General features: G+C 33.4%; 21 protein-coding genes and 1 pseudogene. 16 read left to right on the top strand and 6 right to left on the bottom strand.

Annotated features, from left to right (window positions below):
• Positions 1-255 precede the first annotated feature (255 nt).
• The 14 genes and pseudogenes from galU to AB7942_RS14925 all read left to right on the top strand — a co-directional run bounded on the left by galU (position 256) and on the right by AB7942_RS14925 (position 14,350).
• Complete coding sequence (galU, locus tag AB7942_RS14990) at positions 256-1,140, top strand: UTP--glucose-1-phosphate uridylyltransferase GalU (RefSeq protein WP_369447476.1); 885 nt, start codon at positions 256-258, stop codon at positions 1,138-1,140.
• A gap of 76 nt (positions 1,141-1,216) precedes the next feature.
• Positions 1,217-1,857, top strand: a pseudogene (locus AB7942_RS14985) (sugar transferase).
• A gap of 95 nt (positions 1,858-1,952) precedes the next feature.
• Positions 1,953-2,813: a glycosyltransferase family 2 protein gene (locus AB7942_RS14980; protein ID WP_369447475.1), complete on the top strand. Its 861-nt coding sequence runs from the start codon at positions 1,953-1,955 to the stop codon at positions 2,811-2,813.
• A gap of 27 nt (positions 2,814-2,840) precedes the next feature.
• Positions 2,841-4,121, top strand: coding sequence for an O-antigen polymerase (locus tag AB7942_RS14975; protein ID WP_369447474.1), 1,281 nt, complete (start codon positions 2,841-2,843; stop codon positions 4,119-4,121).
• A gap of 20 nt (positions 4,122-4,141) precedes the next feature.
• Positions 4,142-5,344 carry a polysaccharide pyruvyl transferase family protein gene (locus AB7942_RS14970; RefSeq protein WP_369447473.1) on the top strand — a complete coding sequence of 401 codons (1,203 nt, stop codon included), beginning with the start codon at positions 4,142-4,144 and terminating at the stop codon, positions 5,342-5,344.
• Between the two features lie 3 nt (positions 5,345-5,347).
• Positions 5,348-6,754: a lipopolysaccharide biosynthesis protein gene (locus AB7942_RS14965; RefSeq protein ID WP_369447472.1), complete on the top strand. Its 1,407-nt coding sequence runs from the start codon at positions 5,348-5,350 to the stop codon at positions 6,752-6,754.
• Positions 6,755-6,772: 18 nt separating this feature from the next.
• On the top strand, positions 6,773-7,726 hold the full coding sequence (locus tag AB7942_RS14960) for a glycosyltransferase family 2 protein (RefSeq protein ID WP_369447471.1): 954 nt from the start codon (positions 6,773-6,775) through the stop codon (positions 7,724-7,726).
• 48 nt (positions 7,727-7,774) lie between these two features.
• The gene (rfbA, locus tag AB7942_RS14955) at positions 7,775-8,653 is read left to right on the top strand and encodes a glucose-1-phosphate thymidylyltransferase RfbA (RefSeq protein ID WP_369447470.1); all 879 of its coding nucleotides are present in this window, start codon (positions 7,775-7,777) and stop codon (positions 8,651-8,653) included.
• A gap of 16 nt (positions 8,654-8,669) precedes the next feature.
• On the top strand, positions 8,670-9,230 hold the full coding sequence (rfbC, locus tag AB7942_RS14950) for a dTDP-4-dehydrorhamnose 3,5-epimerase (protein ID WP_369447469.1): 561 nt from the start codon (positions 8,670-8,672) through the stop codon (positions 9,228-9,230).
• 3 nt (positions 9,231-9,233) lie between these two features.
• Positions 9,234-10,088: a dTDP-4-dehydrorhamnose reductase gene (gene rfbD, locus AB7942_RS14945; RefSeq protein WP_369447468.1), complete on the top strand. Its 855-nt coding sequence runs from the start codon at positions 9,234-9,236 to the stop codon at positions 10,086-10,088.
• Positions 10,088-11,113 (top strand): dTDP-glucose 4,6-dehydratase, encoded by a 1,026-nt coding sequence (gene rfbB / locus AB7942_RS14940; RefSeq protein ID WP_369447467.1) that lies wholly within the window; start codon positions 10,088-10,090, stop codon positions 11,111-11,113. The genes rfbD and rfbB overlap by 1 nt, the downstream gene beginning before the upstream one ends.
• A gap of 868 nt (positions 11,114-11,981) precedes the next feature.
• Positions 11,982-13,394, top strand: coding sequence for a hypothetical protein (locus tag AB7942_RS14935; protein WP_369447466.1), 1,413 nt, complete (start codon positions 11,982-11,984; stop codon positions 13,392-13,394).
• A gap of 173 nt (positions 13,395-13,567) precedes the next feature.
• Positions 13,568-13,738 carry a helix-turn-helix domain-containing protein gene (locus tag AB7942_RS14930; RefSeq protein ID WP_369447465.1) on the top strand — a complete coding sequence of 57 codons (171 nt, stop codon included), beginning with the start codon at positions 13,568-13,570 and terminating at the stop codon, positions 13,736-13,738.
• A gap of 402 nt (positions 13,739-14,140) precedes the next feature.
• Positions 14,141-14,350 carry an ATP-binding protein gene (locus AB7942_RS14925; protein ID WP_369447464.1) on the top strand — a complete coding sequence of 70 codons (210 nt, stop codon included), beginning with the start codon at positions 14,141-14,143 and terminating at the stop codon, positions 14,348-14,350.
• Positions 14,351-14,832: 482 nt separating this feature from the next.
• On the opposite strand, the gene AB7942_RS14920 is transcribed toward AB7942_RS14925, so the two are convergent.
• The 6 genes from AB7942_RS14920 to AB7942_RS14895 form a co-directional block, all read right to left on the bottom strand.
• The gene (locus AB7942_RS14920; protein ID WP_369447463.1) at positions 14,833-15,408 is read right to left on the bottom strand and encodes a hypothetical protein; all 576 of its coding nucleotides are present in this window, start codon (positions 15,406-15,408) and stop codon (positions 14,833-14,835) included.
• Positions 15,409-15,594: 186 nt separating this feature from the next.
• A complete protein-coding gene (locus AB7942_RS14915) occupies positions 15,595-15,834 on the bottom strand; it encodes a hypothetical protein (protein WP_369447462.1) in 240 nt (79 codons plus the stop codon).
• Positions 15,835-15,991: 157 nt separating this feature from the next.
• On the bottom strand, positions 15,992-16,231 hold the full coding sequence (locus AB7942_RS14910; RefSeq protein ID WP_369447607.1) for a helix-turn-helix domain-containing protein: 240 nt from the start codon (positions 16,229-16,231) through the stop codon (positions 15,992-15,994).
• Between the two features lie 226 nt (positions 16,232-16,457).
• Positions 16,458-16,721, bottom strand: a complete 264-nt coding sequence (locus AB7942_RS14905; protein ID WP_369447461.1) for a helix-turn-helix domain-containing protein — start codon at positions 16,719-16,721, stop codon at positions 16,458-16,460.
• A 42-nt stretch (positions 16,722-16,763) separates the two neighbouring features.
• Positions 16,764-17,375 carry a competence protein ComK gene (locus AB7942_RS14900; protein WP_369447460.1) on the bottom strand — a complete coding sequence of 204 codons (612 nt, stop codon included), beginning with the start codon at positions 17,373-17,375 and terminating at the stop codon, positions 16,764-16,766.
• Positions 17,376-17,751: 376 nt separating this feature from the next.
• Positions 17,752-18,579, bottom strand: a complete 828-nt coding sequence (locus tag AB7942_RS14895) for a hypothetical protein (RefSeq protein WP_369447459.1) — start codon at positions 18,577-18,579, stop codon at positions 17,752-17,754.
• Positions 18,580-19,157: 578 nt separating this feature from the next.
• Here AB7942_RS14895 and AB7942_RS14890 point away from each other — a divergent pair.
• Together AB7942_RS14890 and AB7942_RS14885 are read left to right on the top strand one after the other, a co-directional pair.
• A complete protein-coding gene (locus AB7942_RS14890) occupies positions 19,158-19,340 on the top strand; it encodes a hypothetical protein (RefSeq protein WP_369447458.1) in 183 nt (60 codons plus the stop codon).
• Complete coding sequence (locus AB7942_RS14885; RefSeq protein ID WP_369447457.1) at positions 19,327-19,659, top strand: restriction endonuclease; 333 nt, start codon at positions 19,327-19,329, stop codon at positions 19,657-19,659. Before AB7942_RS14890 ends, AB7942_RS14885 begins: the two co-directional genes overlap by 14 nt.
• The last annotated feature ends 17 nt before the right edge of the window (positions 19,660-19,676 follow it).

Raw genomic sequence — 19,676 nt, 5'->3', positions numbered from 1 at the left:
CCTGCCCGTTATCGATGGGGGCACTCGATTGTACTGTGGGTCCATCAGAGGACCTTAGACGCATGTCGTCAAAAGCATGATGTGAGGCCGGGTTAGATGCCCGATTTTTAAAAAAATAATCTTAAATATCTAATGAAAGAATAAGTGATGAAAGCACTTGCAATTCCATTAGATATTTATTTTTTTGCCCACATGCTATAGCAAAGGAAAGTGTTCATTAGATAAACTAAAGAATATTAATGGGGGGAGTTAAAAGTGAAAAGAGTAAGAAAAGCCATTATTCCAGCTGCAGGGCTGGGGACAAGATTTTTGCCAGCAACAAAAGCGATGCCAAAAGAAATGTTACCAATCGTTGATAAGCCTACTATTCAATACATAGTGGAAGAAGCTGTTGCAGCTGGTATTGAGGACATTATCATTGTAACGGGTAAAGGGAAACGTGCGATCGAAGACCATTTCGATAATGCCATTGAGCTTGAACAGAATTTAATCGAGAAAGAAAAATACGATCTACTAGAAAGAGTTCAGTACGCTACGAATCTTGCAGATATCCATTATATCCGTCAAAAAGAACCAAAAGGTCTAGGACATGCAGTCTGGTCTGCTCGAAACTTTATTGGCAATGAACCTTTTGCCGTGCTACTAGGTGATGATATTGTTCAGAGCGAGACACCGTGCTTACGGCAATTGATTAATCAATATGAAGAAACATTCTCTTCAGTAATTGGAGTGCAGCAAGTAGCTGAAAATGAAACACACCGCTATGGGATAATCGACCCTTCATCTCAAGAGGGACGTCGTTACCAAGTGAGTAACTTCGTTGAAAAACCAAAACAAGGAACAGCGCCTTCAAACTTAGCGATTATGGGTCGTTATATCTTAACCCCAGAAATCTTTATGTTTCTTGACCGTCAGGAAAAAGGTGCAGGTGGAGAGATTCAGTTAACAGATGCAATTCAACGACTAAATGAGATTCAAAGAGTGTTTGCTTATGACTTTGAAGGAAAGCGTTATGACGTAGGTGAAAAGCTTGGCTTCATACAAACAACAATCGAATTCGCTTTACAGCACAATGATCTAAAGCCTGAGTTACTGAAATATATGGAACAAATCGTAAATAACGAAAAAATAACATTATAAATAGATACGGGGTGGGAGACAATTGGAATCGGTAAGAATAGTGTCAAAAAGTGAAACGAATCAAAATTCCTCAGTAATTAAAGGTACAGAAACTAAAAGCAAGTCCGCTTATTTATTTTTGAAACGTCTAATGGATATTGTTGGGGCATTAAGTGGTATTATTTTACTTCTTCCTGCGTTTTTACTAATCACAATACTCATTAAGCTAGAAGATTCAAAAGGACCTGCAATTTTTAAGCAAAGGAGAGTAGGGCAGAATGGAAAAGTATTTCATATTTATAAGTTTCGATCAATGGTTATAGATGCTGAAAAAAGTTAAAAGCTAATAAAGAGCTTTATAATAAATACTTAATGAATAACTACAAACTAGAACCAAATGAGGATCCTCGTATTACTAAGATAGGAGGATTTCTTAGAAAAACCAGCTTAGATGAAATTCCTCAGTTTATTAATATACTCAAAGGAGAGATGAGCTTAGTTGGTCCAAGACCTGTAGTTCAAGAGGAATTACAAGAGTATGGAGAAAAAACAGGAGAATTTTTATCAGTAAAGCCAGGTGCAACAGGTTATTGGCAGATAAGTGGTAGAAGCGATGTTGGGTATCCAGAAAGAGTAGATTTAGAATTATACTATGTGTGTAATAAGTCACTTTCCCTTGATATCAAGATTTTAATTATGACAGTTGTAAATGTTCTTTTAAGGAAGGGCGCATATTAATTTTTATTAAGTAAGCTATATGGATAAAATGTGGCAGTTAATTATATGCTAGAGCCAAAGGAAGATCCATGTTTTTACAATAAGGAGATTAAAAAATGATTTCAGTTATTATTCCTATTTACAACGGGGAAGAATATTTGTCTAAATTAGTTGAGGCTATAAGAAGTCAAAAAATAGATCAAGAAATAGAGATTATTGCCGCAGTTAGTAAGTCAAATGATAGAAGTTTTACATTAGCAAAAGAATTATGCGATGTTGCCTATAGTGTTGCTAAGTTTAACCATGGTCTTACAAGACACGAAGCTGCACTAAAATCTAATGGAGAATACCTCGTGTTTATTACTCAAGATATTATTCCATTTAATAATATGTGGCTTAATGAATTAATAAAGCCACTAATAGAAAATAATAATATTGTTGCAACATATTCTAGACAAATTGCTTATCCTAGCTCCTCAAAAACAGAGACCTATATAAGAGAATTTAATTATCCGTCATATAGTCGGTTATGTAATAGTAATACTACTGAAAAGTGGGGAAGAAAGAATATCTTTTATTCAGATGCTGCATCAGCAACGAAAAGAGAAGATTTTTTAAAACTTGGTGGTTATAATTTTGACGTCATTACAAATGAAGATGTTTATTATGCATTAAATGTTATAGATAGTGGGAATTCTATTCTATATAATGCTAAAAGCAAAGTGTATCATAGTCATGACTTTAGTTTAAAAGAAAATATAAAAAGATATGAATGTATAGGTGCTTTTGAAACATCAATTAGCAGTAGATTAGAAAGGTATAGCTCGAAGGGTGAAGGGATAAAATTAGCAAGATATGTTAGTTGGAAATTACTGAGAAGTTTTAATGTTAAAGAATTAATAATATTTTTACTTTTAGATGTACCTAGTAGACTCTTTGCATATAATAAAGGCAAAAAAAGTTTCTTAAGAAATTAAAAAACTAATAAATATAAGGAAATTGACATGAAAAAAAGTAATAATACAATATTTTTAATAATTGCTATTATAGTGAATGTTTTAACATACACGGTAAATTTATTGGGAGGCAATAGCATAAGCTTTAATTACCTGATATCAATTAACTTAATATTTATATCTATAAGTTCCTATTACTTTTTTACTCGAAAAGACTTTTTAAACCCAGTAGGTTTATTTTTTATTAGTTGGCTCTTATTAGTTGGGGTATCTCAACTAAAATTAAGCTACTATCAACAGGAATGGTCAATTAAAGCATGGGTTGTGATACTGGGTTCATTCATCGCATTCTTATTAGGGTATTTATATATAAATATAATTTTATTAAAATATAAAAAAAAGAGTGATCATAAAATAATTACGGAGCGACTATTTTGGGTCATTGTATCATTAGTAACGATATGTATATTAAGTTTATTGATTGAAATTAATGCGTTAAAATTCGTCCCACTATTTAGTGATGATCCTGGTGCGTATAAAAAGTTTAGTTATAAATTCTTTCATTACTTCGTAGTATTAGTAGCAATAGTCCCATCTTTAACTATTCTGTATAAGTCGAATAAAGGGAAAAGGCGTATTTGGTATATTAATGTTATTTCAATGATAATACCTATTTTAATTGTTTCAAGACAACTTTTAATATTTGAAGTCGTAACAATGTTCATTGTATATCATTATTGTATAAAACGATTTAAGTTAAAAACCATATTTGTGGTTTGTATTTGTTCAATAATCTTATTTTCAGCTTCTAGTGTGTTAAGACAACAAGATAGTGAATATATGTTTCAAGCATCAAATTTTAAGGATAGTAAATTTGCTTCAATAGCTCAAGCATATATGTATTTTACTATGGGATTTGATAATGTTAATAATTTGGTTAATTATAATGTCAGTTTTGATAATGGTAAAAGGCTATTAAAGGGATTAGAGTTATTTACACGGGTTGAAATAAATATATCAAATGGTGAAGAGTACCTAGTTACACCAACATTTACTGCACCCACATATCTTTATGCTTTATATTTAGATTTTGGTGTACTTGGAACACTGATAGCTCCATTTTTAATAGGTGTAATAGTTAGTTTGTTGTATGAAAGAAGAGAATCAAATAATTTAAATATAGTTATTTACTCTATGATTTTATATTGTTTATTATTTTCATTCTTTGTTAACTGGTATTATAATACCACGATTATATTATTTTTAGTTGTAACGATACTAATAAAATTCCTTGTAACGAAAAATAAATCTAGAATAAGTATTAAATAAACTAAATTGAGGTAAACATAATGAGTAAAATATGTATAGTAGGAGCATTTGACAGATATAATTACGGTGATATCTTATTTCCAATTGTTATTGAGAAATACATTAAAGATAATTTAAAGGAAGAGTTGAATGATTTTACGATTGAATTTTATGCACTAAAAGATACTGATTTAACAAGTATAAAGGGTGTAAAGACAAAAAGTATTAAATATTTAAAGAATGATGTAAAAGATGGAAATAATATTATCATTATTGCAGGTGGAGATGTATTACCTGTAAGGATTTTTTACGCTTATTCTGATTTAATTGAGAATAAACTAATAAATACATTAATGAGCCAGTCTATACGAATTTTTGGTACGGGGATTTATGACAAATTTTTAATTAATTATTATGATTTATCTAGTAAGTTTCCATGGATTATAAAAAATGATGATAATAATATTAAAAATCACGTGTATTACAATGCAGTAGGAGCTTCTAGTATTTATAAATTACCTCAGAAAGATCTAAATGTGATGAAAGGTTTACTTGAGAAAAGTGATTACATTTCAGTTAGAGATTTAAAATCTGAGGCAAACTTAAATAATATTGGTATTAAGCCTTTGGTGTATCCTGATTCTGCTATTATAATGTCGGAATTGTTTAGTGATGAGTTTTTATTAGATAACACAACTCAAGAAGTAAAGAATTATATTAGTAAAAATTCTGGATATGTATGTTTACAAATGAACATGTATTCATTAAAAGGTAACGAAGATCGTGTAGTAAGTGAAGTTGAAAAATTAATTAAAGAAACTAATTTAAAATTAGTTTTATTACCTATCGGCAAAGCGAATAATCATAATGATTTAGATGCATTAAGGATAATAAAATCAAAGCTTGGTATTGATGCTTATTTACCTGAGGATTTAAATATATATGATGTGATGTATTTGATTGCAAAATCAAATCTATTTATTGGTACTAGTCTGCATGGCAATATTACTGCAATTTCGTTTGGTGTTCCACACCTAGGTTTGAATAAAAATATAGAAAAACTTGATTATTTTCTAAAATGTTGGGATATAGAAGAAATTGATGGGTGTATCAATGTAGATGAAATTAACAAAGCTGTTCAAAAGATAATAAAAATTGATAGAAAAAAATTATTAATAAAAAGAGATGAATTGATTAGGTTGGCAAATGAAAATTTTCAGAACATGTTCTCAATACAAGGGTGAACTATGAATAGGGAAAGCAAACTTCTCAGAAATACTTTAATATATGCATTTGGTAATATTTCTTCTAAAATGATCGGATTTTTATTACTACCACTTTATACAACTTATTTGACAGTTTCAGAATTTGGAATTTGGGACATAGTTACAACAACAGTTCTATTTTTAATGCCAATAATTATTTTTCAGTTAAATGATGGTATATATAGACATATTTTAGAAGAAAATCATCATGGTAAGATTCAAATTGTCATTAGTACAGCAATGATTGTAGTTTTAAGGAACATCTTAGTATTTACTTTGGGATATTTATTATTATTTTTATTCATAGATTTTAAGTATGAATGGCTAGTTATATTCCAAATATGTATTATGTCAGTTTATGAAGTATTTCTCCAAATTATAAGGGGATTGAAAAAAAATCAAACCTATGCCTTCGTAGGAATAATTAATAGCATTGCAATACTCGTGCTAAATTTTATATTTCTAAAAATGTTTCACTTGGGATTAAGTAGTTTGTTTATCTCAAATATCTTAGCTATGTTAATTAGTATCATTTACATTCAATATAAAATTAATATAATCCAATACATTGATATAAATTTTTACGATACTAAACTAAGAAAAGAGTTAGTAAATTATTCTGTTCCGTTAATTCCCAATGTTATTAGCTGGTGGGTAATGAATTTATCTGATAGATATTTTATAGGTTTATACTTAGGAACTGAAGCTAATGGATTATATGCGATAGCAAATAAATTACCCACAATAATGTTTCTTGCAAACTCTATTTTCTATTTAGCCTGGCAAGAAAGTGCGATTATGAATTTCAATAGTAATGATAGGGATAAATACTATAGTAGAATGTTTAATCGATACATGACATTTTTAATATCTTTTTCTATAGTTTTATTATCATTTACTAAGATTGCATTTACGCTACTAATAGACATTAAATACGATGCTGCATTACAATATGTACCTTTATTATATTTAGGGACAATTTTCTCAGCATTTTCATCATTTTATGGTACCGGATACCATAGTGCTAAAGACACAAGAGGTGCATTTACTACATCAGTATATGCAGCAATAACCAATGGTGCAATAAATTTAATATTAATACCAATTATTGGATTGCAAGGTGCATCAATCTCAACTATGTTAGCATTTTTAGTAATGTGGTTATTAAGAATTAAACAAACTAAAAAATATTTTAATATTACTATCGAAATAAAGAGTTTATGTTTGCTTTTATCGATGTTTGTTATTGTTTTATTATTATTCACTTCAAATAATGTATATTCAAAATATTTAAGTATAACGATTGCTTTAATAACATTTTTAGTTTCAAATAAGGAAATATTAGTTAATGTAGTAAGTAAAGTAAAAAAGAAAAAAAGTATCGTATAAAATAGGAGTGGTGAATTAATGGAAGAAGTAATTATCTTGTTATCTACGTATAATGGTGATAGTTATTTATCAGAACAATTAGATTCACTATTAAATCAAAGTTATACAAATTGGAAATGTATTATAAGAGATGATAAATCTTCTGATAATACATTAAAAATAATAGAACGGTATATAGATAAATACCCAAATTATTTTACTTTGCTAACTGATAGTGAAAATTTAGGGGCGTGTAAGAGTTTTTTAAAGCTTTTTACTGCTTCAGATGGTTCTTACTTTATGTTTTGTGATCAGGATGATGTATGGAAAAAAGATAAAATTTTTAAAACTATGTTAAAGATGAAAGAGTTAGAGACTAGGTTTTCGAATGAAATTCCTCTTTTGGTACATTCTGATTTAGAGATTGTTAATCAATCTTTAGAAACTATAGCACCATCAATGTTTACTTATCAAAAACTTGATAGTTCTTCTAGAAAATTAAATCAGTTATTAGTTCAAAATAATATTACAGGTTGTACGATGATGATAAACAGTTCATTTAAGAGTTATATTACAAATAGTAATGTTAATGAAATAATAATGCACGATTGGTGGTTCGGGCTTATTGGGGCAGCGTTTGGTCAAATTGGATTTGTAAATGAGGCCTTAATTTTGTATAGGCAACATGGTGCCAATGTTGTTGGTGCTAAAAAGATAGATTTGATGGGAACAATTAAAAGTTTAAAAACATTTATAAAAAAAGAAGATAAGTATGAATTAATAACTCATACATTTAAGCAAGCAAACGGTTTTTACGATTCATATGGAGCAAAACTTGAAGTTCTACAAAGAGAGATACTAATTTCTTATATTAATTTTAGTAAATTTAATATTGTGAAAAAGATTAATATTATGAATAAATATAGATTTAAAAAAAATTACTGGGTTAAAGACATTGTTTTTCATTGTTTAATGTTAGCAAGGAAAGCATAAGGATTTTGGCTGAATGTGATTGAAATACTGTGAAAAGAGGTTTTTTATATGAAGGGAATTATCTTAGCTGGTGGTAGTGGCACACGCCTTTACCCATTAACAATGGTAACAAGTAAACAATTATTACCTATATACGACAAACCAATGATTTATTATCCGCTATCAACATTAATGCTAGCAGGTATTCGAGACATTCTAATTATTTCCACCCCGGAAGATACTCCACGATTTGAAGCATTGTTAGGGGATGGTTCTCAATTTGGAATAAACCTTGAATATAAAATTCAGCCGAGTCCGGATGGATTAGCACAGGCTTTTTTAATTGGGGAAGAATTTATAGGCGATGATTCAGTCGCTATGATTTTGGGAGACAATATTTATTATGGTAGTGGGATGAGAAAAATTCTACAAAGAGCTGCACAAAAAGAGATTGGGGCAACGGTCTTTGGGTATCATGTACAAGATCCAGAGCGGTTTGGTGTGGTTGAATTTGATGAGAATGGAAAGGTTTTAAGCGTTGAAGAGAAGCCGGAATTTCCAAAATCAAATTATGCCATAACTGGTTTATACTTTTTTGACAATCGGATTGTCGAGATTGCGAAAAATGTAAAACCATCTGTACGTGGAGAACTGGAGATTACATCGGTAAATGAAGCTTATTTACGTATGGGACAGCTTGATGTAGAATTACTTGGACGTGGATTTACATGGTTGGATACAGGTACACACCAAACTTTAGTAGAGGCAACTAATTTTGTTAAAACAGTAGAGGAGCATCAAGGGATTAAAATTGCTGCACCAGAAGAGATTGCTTATATTAATGGATGGATTGGAAAAGAAGAGTTAATTGAATCTGGAGAAAAATTCTCTAAAACAGGTTATGGACAATACCTATTGAAAGTAGCAAATGGCAGTATAAAGTATTAAATAGGAGTTGTTAATTGTGAATGTAATTGAAACTTCCCTACCGGGGGTAAAAGTCATTGAACCAAAAGTTTTTGGTGATCATCGCGGTTGGTTTATGGAAACCTATAGTGAATCGATGTTTAAAGAAGCAGGAATTAACATTAAATTTGTCCAAGACAATCAGTCGTTTTCTGCAGCTAAAGGAACATTAAGAGGATTGCATTATCAGTTAGACCCTAAAGCACAAACAAAGTTAGTGCGTTGTACTAAGGGAGCTATCTTTGATGTCGCGGTCGATATTCGCAAAGGAAGCCCGACCTTTGGAAAATGGTTTGGATTGGAACTAAGTGCAGATAATAAAAAACAATTATTAGTCCCAAAAGGATTTGCTCACGGCTTTATGACCATAACAAATGATGTCGAGGTTCAATATAAAGTGGACGAGTTGTATGCACCTGATTGCGACCGAGGAATCATCTGGAATGACCCCTCAATTGGAATTGAGTGGCCGATGGACATTACCCCTGTATTATCAGTAAAGGATGAAAAAGCGCCACTCCTTGCAGAGGCTAATAATAACTTTATCTTTGGAGAGTAATCAATGAAAATACTAGTAACAGGTTATACAGGACAACTCGGGTTTGATGTTGTGCGTGAAGGGTTAGACCGTGGCTTTGCCATGGTGGGTGTTGGTTCGAAAGATTTGAATATTACTGATGAATGTTCAGTTTACCAGTATGTAAAGGAAATCAATCCTGATGCCATTATTCATTGTGCAGCCTATACTGCGGTTGATAAGGCAGAGGATGATAAGGAAAACTGCTGGAATGTGAATGTTGACGGTACCAGGTACTTAGCAAATGCAGCGAAAGAAATAAAAGCTAAATTTATGCATATAAGTACCGATTATGTGTTTGATGGATTAGGCGAAGCTCCTTTTGTTGAAACGGATAAGCCCAACCCAGTAGGGTACTACGGACGGACTAAATATGAAGCGGAGAAAATAGTGCAGTCTTTATTATCTGAATACTTCATTGTCCGGATATCTTGGGTTTTTGGACTAAATGGAAACAATTTCATAAAAACGATGTTGCGCTTAGCTGAAACTCGCGATGAGTTAAATGTGGTGGGTGATCAAATAGGTTCCCCTACAAATACGGTTGATTTATCTCGTCTTTTACTAGATATGATTCAAACCGATAAATATGGGATATATCATGCCACAAATGAAGGATTTTGCAGCTGGGCTGAATTTGCACAAGAAATTTTCCATCTGGCTGAGATAACTGTAACTGTGAATTCAATTACAACGGAAGAATATCCAACAAGAGCAGTTCGTCCTAAAAACTCCCGGATGTCAAAGCAAAAATTAATTGACAAAGGATTTTGTCCTTTACCATCTTGGCAGGACTCATTAGGTCGTTACTTAAATGCAATAATACATGAGGTGAAATAATGGCAAAGAAAAAGATACTTGTGACTGGTGGAGCAGGATTTATTGGCGGGAACTTTGTTCAATATATGGTGAATAAGTATCCACAGTATGATATTTATAATTTAGATTTATTAACATATGCTGGTGATTTAACCAAGCACCGTGATATTGAAAAGAAAGATAACTATTATTTTGTTAAAGCTGATATTGCAGACAGCAAAGCAATTATGACACTTTTTGAAAAAGAAAAGTTTGATTATGTAGCCCATTTCGCAGCTGAAAGTCATGTGGATCGATCCATTACGAATCCGGAAATTTTTGTTATTACTAATGTTTTGGGAACACAAGTGTTACTTGATGCAGCCAAACAGATTGGGGTTACAAAATTTGTTCATGTTTCAACGGATGAAGTATACGGTGAATTAGATTTCGACCCAACCACTTTCTTTACTGAAGAAACCCCATTACAGCCAAATAGTCCGTATAGTGCAAGCAAAGCATCATCCGACTTCTTAGTACGGGCTTATCACGAAACATATGGACTTCCGATTAATATTACTCGATGTTCTAATAACTATGGACCGTTTCATTTTCCAGAAAAGTTAATTCCATTAACAATTTCCCGTGTTCTAAATAATGAAAAAGTACCGGTATATGGTGACGGCAAAAACATCCGTGATTGGTTGCATGTTCTGGATCATTGTGCAGCAATCGATCTTGTCATGCATGAAGGTATTACGGGAGAAGTATATAATGTCGGCGGGCATAATGAGCGGACTAACTTAGAAGTGGTTAAAACGATTATTAGCACTTTAGGAAAGACTGAAGAGTTAATTGAATTTGTAACAGATCGTTTAGGCCATGATAAACGCTACGCAATTGACCCAACAAAATTGGAGAAGTTAGGTTGGAACCCAACTTACACCTTCGAAACAGGAATTGCACAAACCATTGAATGGTATTTACACAACAAATGGTGGTGGGAGCAAATCATTAGTGGGGAATATCAGAACTATTTCAATAAGCAGTATTCAATAAATAAGTAAGTATTAAACTGTAACCCCCACATTCACAATTTTGAGAATATGGGGGTTTTTAATCTCTCTATAGTATTTTTATAGGGTTTTTGGATTCTTTTCTGCCCTGGTACAAAATGAGAGATTTGTTCCTTTCAATGTGTTTACCCATTCTAAACATGTTTAAAGGTAGATATTTTGTTTTTAAGTGAAGCCTTGTTGAGAAGTAACTAGGGATTAAGGAAATTACACCACCCCAAGCCAACTTACATAAAATGAATAATTATTTTTATCCAAACTAAGGACGCAATCCATAGAGGGACACTAACAGAAGTACCCCATAAAAAGCCAACTGCCAAATTCCCTTGCTCCTCCATAAAAAATTCGCTCCTTTTGATATGTTATAGATAATCAGTTATGTAATGTTAACTATAATTGATAACGTTTACATAAACAATAGAAAATAAAACCAAATTAACTATAATAAAATGTAAACTACAATGTTAATTGAAAGCTAATAAGTTATTATATATTATTTAGCCTAGAAATTGAGGATGTTCGAAGTTAAGGATTTCATTGTCCAAACCTAATTTATTGCCTTTTCAATAAGTTTGTAATCTGATACTATGACCATAGTTGTTTTTTGTGGGACGCATAATGGGAGGCGTCTTTTCGTATTTTCGAATATACGTGGATATTATACTCGTCCATTACAGGACAGGTAGTACCCTTTACTAGGTGTAAATTATGGTTGTCAAGAATAGCAAAATTTTATCTTTAAGAAGGAAATACAACAAAGTTCAAATTCTTATGTGAACCCTGTAAGATAATACTAGGATAACGGTGTGTTTAATCTAAATGTTAGGTTTATAAAATAAATATTATCAGGAGTGATAAAATGATTCAGGAGAAGAGAAATTTTTTGTTAGGTATCGTTTTTTGGTTTCTAGCTTTCTTTTTTGGCTATACATTCAAAAAGGAAGGTGGATTTATGGCAATACAACCAGAAAATAAAAATTCGGTTATAAATAATGATAAGGTAGTTTCTCAAAGACTTATTGAACTTGATAAGCAGATCTCGCAAAAGGCGAACAAACATACTAATGTTTTTGCAAAAAAGACCTATGGAACATATGAAACTGCAGCTGTCTTGTCGGCTATTGGAAACCAAGAAAATCCTAGACCCGAAGTTATCGGGTTCTATCAAACAAAAGAGGCAACAAAGTATGCAGGAAGAGATTCAGTAGCATTTTATACGTCAAACAAAGGGATGAACCCCACTGCCGTTGTTAAATCAGGAATGATACAATACGGTTCTTTATCCGTTCGCGTAATAGGAATCACTGTAGCTAACTTTAATAAAATTTTACCCGGAATGATGATAGATACATACCATAGACCAAACCGTTATACTTCTATTGTCCATCGTATTGATGTAGCTACTCAAACTATTTTTATAAAGGATGGATGGTATGAAGTAAAAGAAGGAGGAAGTACGATCGCAGTTACTCCCCCCAATAATGCTGGATTTGATGTTAACCGAATCACTAAAATTTGGGGAATTAACAACAATGTACATCTACTGAAAGGAGAAAGTACTGATACTGGAGTAGCCGAAGAAATTGGTTTATTCAATGAAGCAGGTGCAGATCTTAGTGGGATTGATGTTGTAAACTTTAAAGCTAAAGCTAATTTTGGAATTAAAGTAAGAAAAGCAAAAAAAGCATCAAGCGGTTTTGCATATGGGTATTACGCCAAGGACAGTGAAAATTCCTTTATGTCTGAAGCAACAAACGAAGCCCAAAACTTCTTGCGTTCTGAGGTAAATGGAGATGTAAACAAGGGTTTTTTAGTACATGCAAATGGTACTCAATCCAAACTACGTTTGAAGGCAGTCGTCTTTGTTGATGGAAATGTTACTTTTACTTCTGAATCCCAAAGAGTTTTTATCCTCAATAAGCGTGTTGAAGAATTATTTAGAATCCCTACTCCTAAAGGAAAGTCCGGAGAACTTATCTTTTTGATGAATGTTGGTTCTGCTACATCGATACTAAGAATTAATAATGACGATGGTTCGATTGTAGCTAGTAAAGGTGCACGTAGCTTTAATCTTTCACCAAACTCTAGTGTTGTACTCATTAGTGACGGTGACTCATGGTATCAGCAGAATTTTAATAATACAATTGTGAAATCAGGAACCCCTAGGCTTGCTCCTCAATTTATTGGACAAGAATATTTAGATTCAACCAATAAGAAAGTGTATAAAGCATTTGGTACTTCAAGTACAGCCGATTGGGTAGTATTAAATTAATCACCTTTGGAGAAAAGATGAAACTTGGTTATATTGCTGTTTTTGATAAGTTTGATTTGAGCCACCTTAATATGATTTGATCACATAAAAAGTGTGCTACTTAATTTCCAATTCTATAAACCTCTCTTATGATAGAAAGTGACTAAGCTTACTTCATAGAGAGGACGAAAAGGATGATTGAAATGGCTCAATTTCATAATATTAAATTTTTAAAAGAGGTAGAAGGACTTTCACAAAGGCAGATTGCTGCAAAACTTGGTATTTCTCGAAATACTGTAAGTAAATATATGAAACAAAATACAGCACCAACAACAGTTCTTCGAAAAAAAGTGTATGGAACTTAAGAGTTCTCACAAGAGACTAAAAAGAGCTATTCCCATTATCGATCAATGGCTAGAAGATGATTAGAAAAACTGGAAAAAGAAAATGCACACAGCTATAAAAATTTTTCGTAGATTACAAGATGAATATGACTTTAAAGGCTCTCCCTCCAACATTCGAAAAATCGTAGCCGAACGCAGGCAACAAATTCAAGAAGTGTTTATTCCACTTGATTTTCAACGCGGCCACCAATTCCAAATCGACTGAGGAGAGGCGGATATTATTCCACTAGGATAAACAAAACGAATTTTCCTCTTTTGCGCTCAACTCTCCGCCAGTCGTATGTGGTTTGTTGAGCGTATCTTCTGTTTGCTAATGAAGAGCACAATCTAGGAGAATTGGAGAAGAGGTGGCTCAAATTTTATTTGATCTTTATAGATGAACTCGGTTACGTTCCATTCACAAAAGTTGGATCTGAGCTCTTGTTCCAATGCTTTGCCGGCCGGTATGAACGAGCTAGTGTTATGATTACTACAAATCTAGAGTTTACGGAAGGGACCTCCATATTTGGAGATGAAAAAATGACAGCAGCCCTATTAGACAGACTTACCTATAGGGCACTTGCTCCTTCTTAATTCGAGAATCCTATCGATTTAGACAAAGTATGAAAGCGACCAATAGGCTGGGCGCACGAGGAGTTTAGGTTATCTTGCCTCTGAGGGCAAGATAACCTAAACTCCTAATCCTCTCCTAAATATGGAAATAACTTAGAATGAAGGGACTCACTTTTGAAGCAATCACTCTGGTTCAAATTAAAATTGACAAATACAATGGTTTTTTTATCTAATCAATCTCCGTGCCTGTTACCACCCGATAGAAAATAACAGATTAGTGCTACAACTGAATATTGTGAGGGTGGCAGGTGGGTCGTCCTCATAATTGGAGTAATGAGTACAAATACGACTACCCGATTGTAGAGAGATGCCCTCTGGTTTTATTTTTCAAATTCAAACGTTTTTAGAGTTTTAACGAGTGAGTTAGTCATATACCAGTCGTTATATACAAAATCGATACGATCAAAATTAACGCAGCCAAAGTTATATTCTCGATATCGGCGTTAGTAGTCAATAAAGGTTTTATTGTTTTGAAGAGGATTTTTAAACCTAATTACTGTACTATGAGCTGTTTTAAGCGTATATCTTTCATTCATGGATTGCTTTAAATCGGAGGAAAGAAAGCTATGCCTAAATTGATTCCTTAACTTAAGCAAGTTATCATCCAATGGGAATCCTTGGATCATTACACAAGAAGGTGATGCTGTGATACCTTTAAATGATACCTTAAACGAACTTAACGAATTCATAGTGTCATCAATGACCTTAATATAATCCTCTTTATTGATTTTCCCTATATCAAAAGTATCATCACAACTGATGATTGATAAAATGGTTAAGTGGATGTCCTCTTTTGTATAAAAATGTTGATGGGGTTCCAAGGCCAGCCCTTCATTCAAAAACCCTAATACTTTTGTAAGTGTATCTCCGTTCAATCTTCCAATCACTGTTAATCCTCGTCTAAAATCGAGTTCTCTATGATTTAAAATAGAATCAAATTCAAATTGATTATTTTTAAAACCAGTAATCGACCGATTCCACATATCATCGTAAATTGCGGATACATTTTGCTCTTCCAAAATCATCACTCCTTACAAAGGATTATTGTATCCTAAAATGATAAGGAAGCAAATGTAGTTTGGTTTTATTATGTGAATATGAAAATAAATGGGCAGAAAGGAAAGGAAGATAAGGAGATCATTAGGAAGGTTTTGGTGGTCGGAACCAACCTCATTAAGAACCATGAGAACCGTCCCGGTAGAGTCTTATCCCTGGAACTCTTCCATCAATTCATATAAATCATTAATGGCTAGATTCACACTCTCTTCTTTATTTTCATGAAATCCAGATCCTGATAAATCACCGTGGTGAAGATAGGAATTTCTAGCGAAGCTTTTATAACCTTCATGCACCGTAAATATCTCGACAATAATCGTGGAACTATTGTCTATGTACATTTTTCTAATCTCTAGTTCTTCACCGTATATTTCTGATACAATCCTCATATAATTAACCTCCTGTCTAGAAAGTAAAGGGATTCATAGCTTCATATATTTGAAAAATATGTTTTCACATAATAGTATACGCCTAAAAATAGGAAAAGTAAGAGAAGATATAACTCTTACTTTTCTAAGATATTACCTATATTAGATATAGCCTTTCTTATTTTTCAGGCTCTTCTTCAAAGAAACATACAAAATCAATGGTTTTACCCATTTCATGAACCAGTTCTTCAGTCTTCATATCCAATCCGTTTGCGAGCATAATGATAGTTGCAAAGGATGGACTTTTTTTGTTTGTTTCTAGGTCGCTGATATATGAGCGATCTAATTTGCTGCGATGAGCCAATTCTTCTTGAGACATTCCCGTAGCAAGCCGCAACGGTTTTAGTGTTTTACCTATGTAAATGGCCTTTTCTTTTTTTCAAGGAAATTCTCCTTTTTAAGACCATTACATAACTTGGCACAGTATAGCTCCACGGGCTGTAGCCTACAAAACGCATCGAATGGGAAATATAATTTAAATTTGTAGGGTTTAACAGATAATCTCAATAGAATAGACACATACAATGGTACTAAATGTCTTGATTTTTAAATCGGGTATTTGAAATGCCTGGCTTTTATTAGTCTTAATCTTGATTATCGGAATCATCCTTTGACCACTTGTTCTCGGTATGTTGTTCTACTTCCATTAACATTTCAGAAGCTTTCATTTCCAAACCGATAGCAAGAGCTATGATTGTGTCCAGGCTGGGTTTTTTAATATTTCTTTCCATTAAACTGATATAGGATGGATGTCGACTGCAGCGGTAGGCCAACGCTTCTTGGGAAAGCTGCTGTGCATTCCTTAATTTTTTTAATACGGATCCGAAGTGAGAAATTGAATTATCCAAAGAATTACCCCTTTTTCAATGATATAGTCCAGATCTGATCAATTATTTATGGTCATCTTCTAGGTTACTAAAATTGTATTTACCTGTTTTCTCCTTGGTTAACTGATGTCCCTTTGGGGGTTCGAGGTAAAAAGTGAGCGGACCTGGATGGTTTCCTCTTTTCATAGATATCTGCATTAATTGATTGGCTTTGTGAATTCTATTATTAAAGAATGCTAATTTTGAATCAACGATAATAGAATGACCGTTACTTAATTCGACTTCCGTCTTTAACCCCATCGCTTTTGTTCTCACAATATGTTCTGGGCTGAACCAAATACAATCCCCTTTATGAGGTGATTTGTTCGGAAACAGGCAAATACCCAAGTAAGGGTTGACGATGATTGGGCACCTCGTCCGTTCACCAAGGATGAGTTTGGCGCTGGCCATCGCCCCTCTTAAATCGTATCCTATGTAATTTAATGTATCGTCTAATAGTTGTAGCGGTGTTCGATCAACCAGAAAAGACGAACCTCCTGCCATGACTCGTGCACACAGCTTGCCATAACAATCATATTCTCCCATCAGTAAGATCATTTTCTTTTCAATAAAATAGCTTTTTTGAATAATAATGGTCTTCCTCTCCTTTAAATCATTTGATTTGAAAAAAGGCATACCTACTACTATAACTGTTATGTACTGCCCGTTGGAAAGGAAGGTTGTGCGTTCATTTATCTGTATGGATCGTCTCTGACTACTTTGGCAGCTTGCGGGTAGATTTCTCACTTAGCAGGTATCATTGTTTAACCTATTTGCTTAGTCGAGATTATTTTGAAAATATGTTAATCATTGCCCCTCGATATTAATTAAATAATAATCAGGACTATATTACTACGGACTAAAGTATGTGGATTCGCCTGATTTCGTGACAATCTAGTGACAGAATTAAAGTGCTTATCGCGGCCAGTAATGTGTCTAGTCTTAGGGGTGTAAGTAGGATAGTGGAACCACAAAACATGATCTCTTCACCAAAACCGTTGTTACTAAACTGTTAATGATTCTGATTGGAACCCAGACAAAATACAATTTTCTCATCATTCACATCAAACTTCTCTTCGAGTGCTTCATGATAAAGGATCAAAAACTTAGTGTCTAAGATTCCATAAAAATAGCCGAATGGGTTCTTGATGTTGCTGTTGAACTTCAGCTTCCTGATTAGCTGCTTAAAGGATTGGATGGCGACATCTAGGATTAGTTCGGGATCATTTTCCCAATGGTGTTGATAGGCGGTGATTTTCACGATTTTCCAATGCTCTTCGATTGCCTTTGCCTCAGGAAAGAAGCACTTTACCAACTGAACAAAAGGCTGTGGAACTCGGTCACTCACATAGGTATGATCTAATTCAGACGGTTCTTCTTTACGTTCTTTTTTCTTTTGATCTTTTTCAGTTTTTAAAAGATTATTAGTTTCTTTAGGGTGGTTCAAGATTTCCTCTTTAGGTAGTTCATTTGAAGGAAAGCGATTAAACGAATACAAGTTACTAGACTGCGAACCATTTTTCCTTTCTGTTTCATAAACCGTTAGGATTCCCAAGTCCTTTGCTTTTTGAATCATTCGTTTAAAAGTAGAGCGTGAGATTCCGTGATCACTGTATTCTTGATGAATTGCTTTTAAAATGGTCCCTATTTTCGCATTGCAAACGCCAGGTATTTTGGCAGAAAAACGAACCAGCCGCTTCAATCCAACCAGTGCACCTTTTGAAAAATCATTTTTGTGCTTCGCTAACCACATCTCAACATGAGTATTCAGTTCCTTTAGCGAACTAAATTGTGAAAACTGCTCGAATCCTTCGATATTACCAGATTTTAAACCTACCATTTCATACACCCTTCCACCGCATTGAGTTGTGCTGGAATCGTCAAGTTAACGATTCTAGCACCTCAACGATATCGGGTTTGGCTGCGTAAATCGAACGACTAAAAATCACTTTTGGAGCCGTTTTTGTATCGAAACGCATCAAAAAGGGGGTCAAAAGTGATTTTTGAAGCCGTTTTTTGCATTTTTAGCTAGTTTTCATATCATTTTGCATCTTTAACCCCGGAAGGGGTGTTAGTACCTGATTTTGATAACCATCTATATTTATTCTGTTAACTAGACTTACTAGAGGACACTCAGTAAAAGGCCACATAATTGAATGGGGAGAAATCCTAATGCAGCTGCCCACTTGGGTTCCTTTTTCAAAAAGGCATGGTTGGAGACAGCTATCGACATTCTTTTCAGGTATTTTAAGTGATAAATCCAGTCATAGATGGTACTGAGGCGAGTTTTAACCAATCGTTTGTGTAAAAGGAGAAAAACAAGGTATTTGCCAAAGAATGCAGTATTTAGACGAAAATGATCATTATTGCTAATCTGAATTGGAAGAACCCGTCGATGATTGTAGAAAGCCATTTTTAATGGCTAACTTTGTAGTATTTGAGAAGAAAGCAGAGCTTTTCCTCGACAAGAAATTCTCGTGTATCGAGGCTAAAGTTCGTTTTTCAAAAGGGTTTGTGGCACTTTCAATCAAACGTTTAATTAGGAAGAATTCAATCGTCATTTGTCGAAGATGGCGGGTGCTGTTTGGTGGAAAATGGTAGAATGGAAGTGTTAGCTGAAATGAAAATGATCATGATTGATGCACTTGCGTCCGAGCATTATCTAAAGGAACTTTATTTATCCAGAGGATATGCTGCAGAGGTAACAAGTGCCAGTGGTGATTATGGTGCAGATCTATTGCTTAAGAAGGATGGGAAAAAGATTGTTGTTCAAGCCAAGCGTTATGTAAAGGATGTAGGAAGAAAGACCGTAGGGACGGTTCAGGTGGTCGGGGTAATCCACATCAAAAACCATGAGAACCGTCGAACCATCCCTGTGGAGATGCCCGATATGAGTATGCTGTTTATAATGATGGGATAAAGAAATATGTAAAAAAA

The sequence above is a fragment of the Neobacillus sp. BF23-41 genome, from assembly GCF_041106275.1.
The sequence above is the reverse complement of the archived record's forward strand: the minus strand, read 5'-3'. Positions and strand labels throughout refer to the sequence as shown.

Coding starts and splice junctions, on each gene's coding strand:
- AB7942_RS14895 (WP_369447459.1), bottom strand. CDS start 18,579: ATGGTAGGTTTAAAATCTGGTAATATCGAAGGATTCGAGCAGTTTTCA.
- rfbD (WP_369447468.1), top strand. CDS start 9,234: ATGAAAATACTAGTAACAGGTTATACAGGACAACTCGGGTTTGATGTT.
- AB7942_RS14930 (WP_369447465.1), top strand. CDS start 13,568: ATGATTGAAATGGCTCAATTTCATAATATTAAATTTTTAAAAGAGGTA.
- AB7942_RS14975 (WP_369447474.1), top strand. CDS start 2,841: ATGAAAAAAAGTAATAATACAATATTTTTAATAATTGCTATTATAGTG.
- AB7942_RS14890 (WP_369447458.1), top strand. CDS start 19,158: ATGGCTAACTTTGTAGTATTTGAGAAGAAAGCAGAGCTTTTCCTCGAC.
- rfbA (WP_369447470.1), top strand. CDS start 7,775: ATGAAGGGAATTATCTTAGCTGGTGGTAGTGGCACACGCCTTTACCCA.
- AB7942_RS14965 (WP_369447472.1), top strand. CDS start 5,348: ATGAATAGGGAAAGCAAACTTCTCAGAAATACTTTAATATATGCATTT.
- AB7942_RS14970 (WP_369447473.1), top strand. CDS start 4,142: ATGAGTAAAATATGTATAGTAGGAGCATTTGACAGATATAATTACGGT.
- AB7942_RS14915 (WP_369447462.1), bottom strand. CDS start 15,834: ATGAGGATTGTATCAGAAATATACGGTGAAGAACTAGAGATTAGAAAA.
- rfbB (WP_369447467.1), top strand. CDS start 10,088: ATGGCAAAGAAAAAGATACTTGTGACTGGTGGAGCAGGATTTATTGGC.
- AB7942_RS14900 (WP_369447460.1), bottom strand. CDS start 17,375: ATGCCTTTTTTCAAATCAAATGATTTAAAGGAGAGGAAGACCATTATT.
- AB7942_RS14960 (WP_369447471.1), top strand. CDS start 6,773: ATGGAAGAAGTAATTATCTTGTTATCTACGTATAATGGTGATAGTTAT.
- AB7942_RS14980 (WP_369447475.1), top strand. CDS start 1,953: ATGATTTCAGTTATTATTCCTATTTACAACGGGGAAGAATATTTGTCT.
- AB7942_RS14935 (WP_369447466.1), top strand. CDS start 11,982: ATGATTCAGGAGAAGAGAAATTTTTTGTTAGGTATCGTTTTTTGGTTT.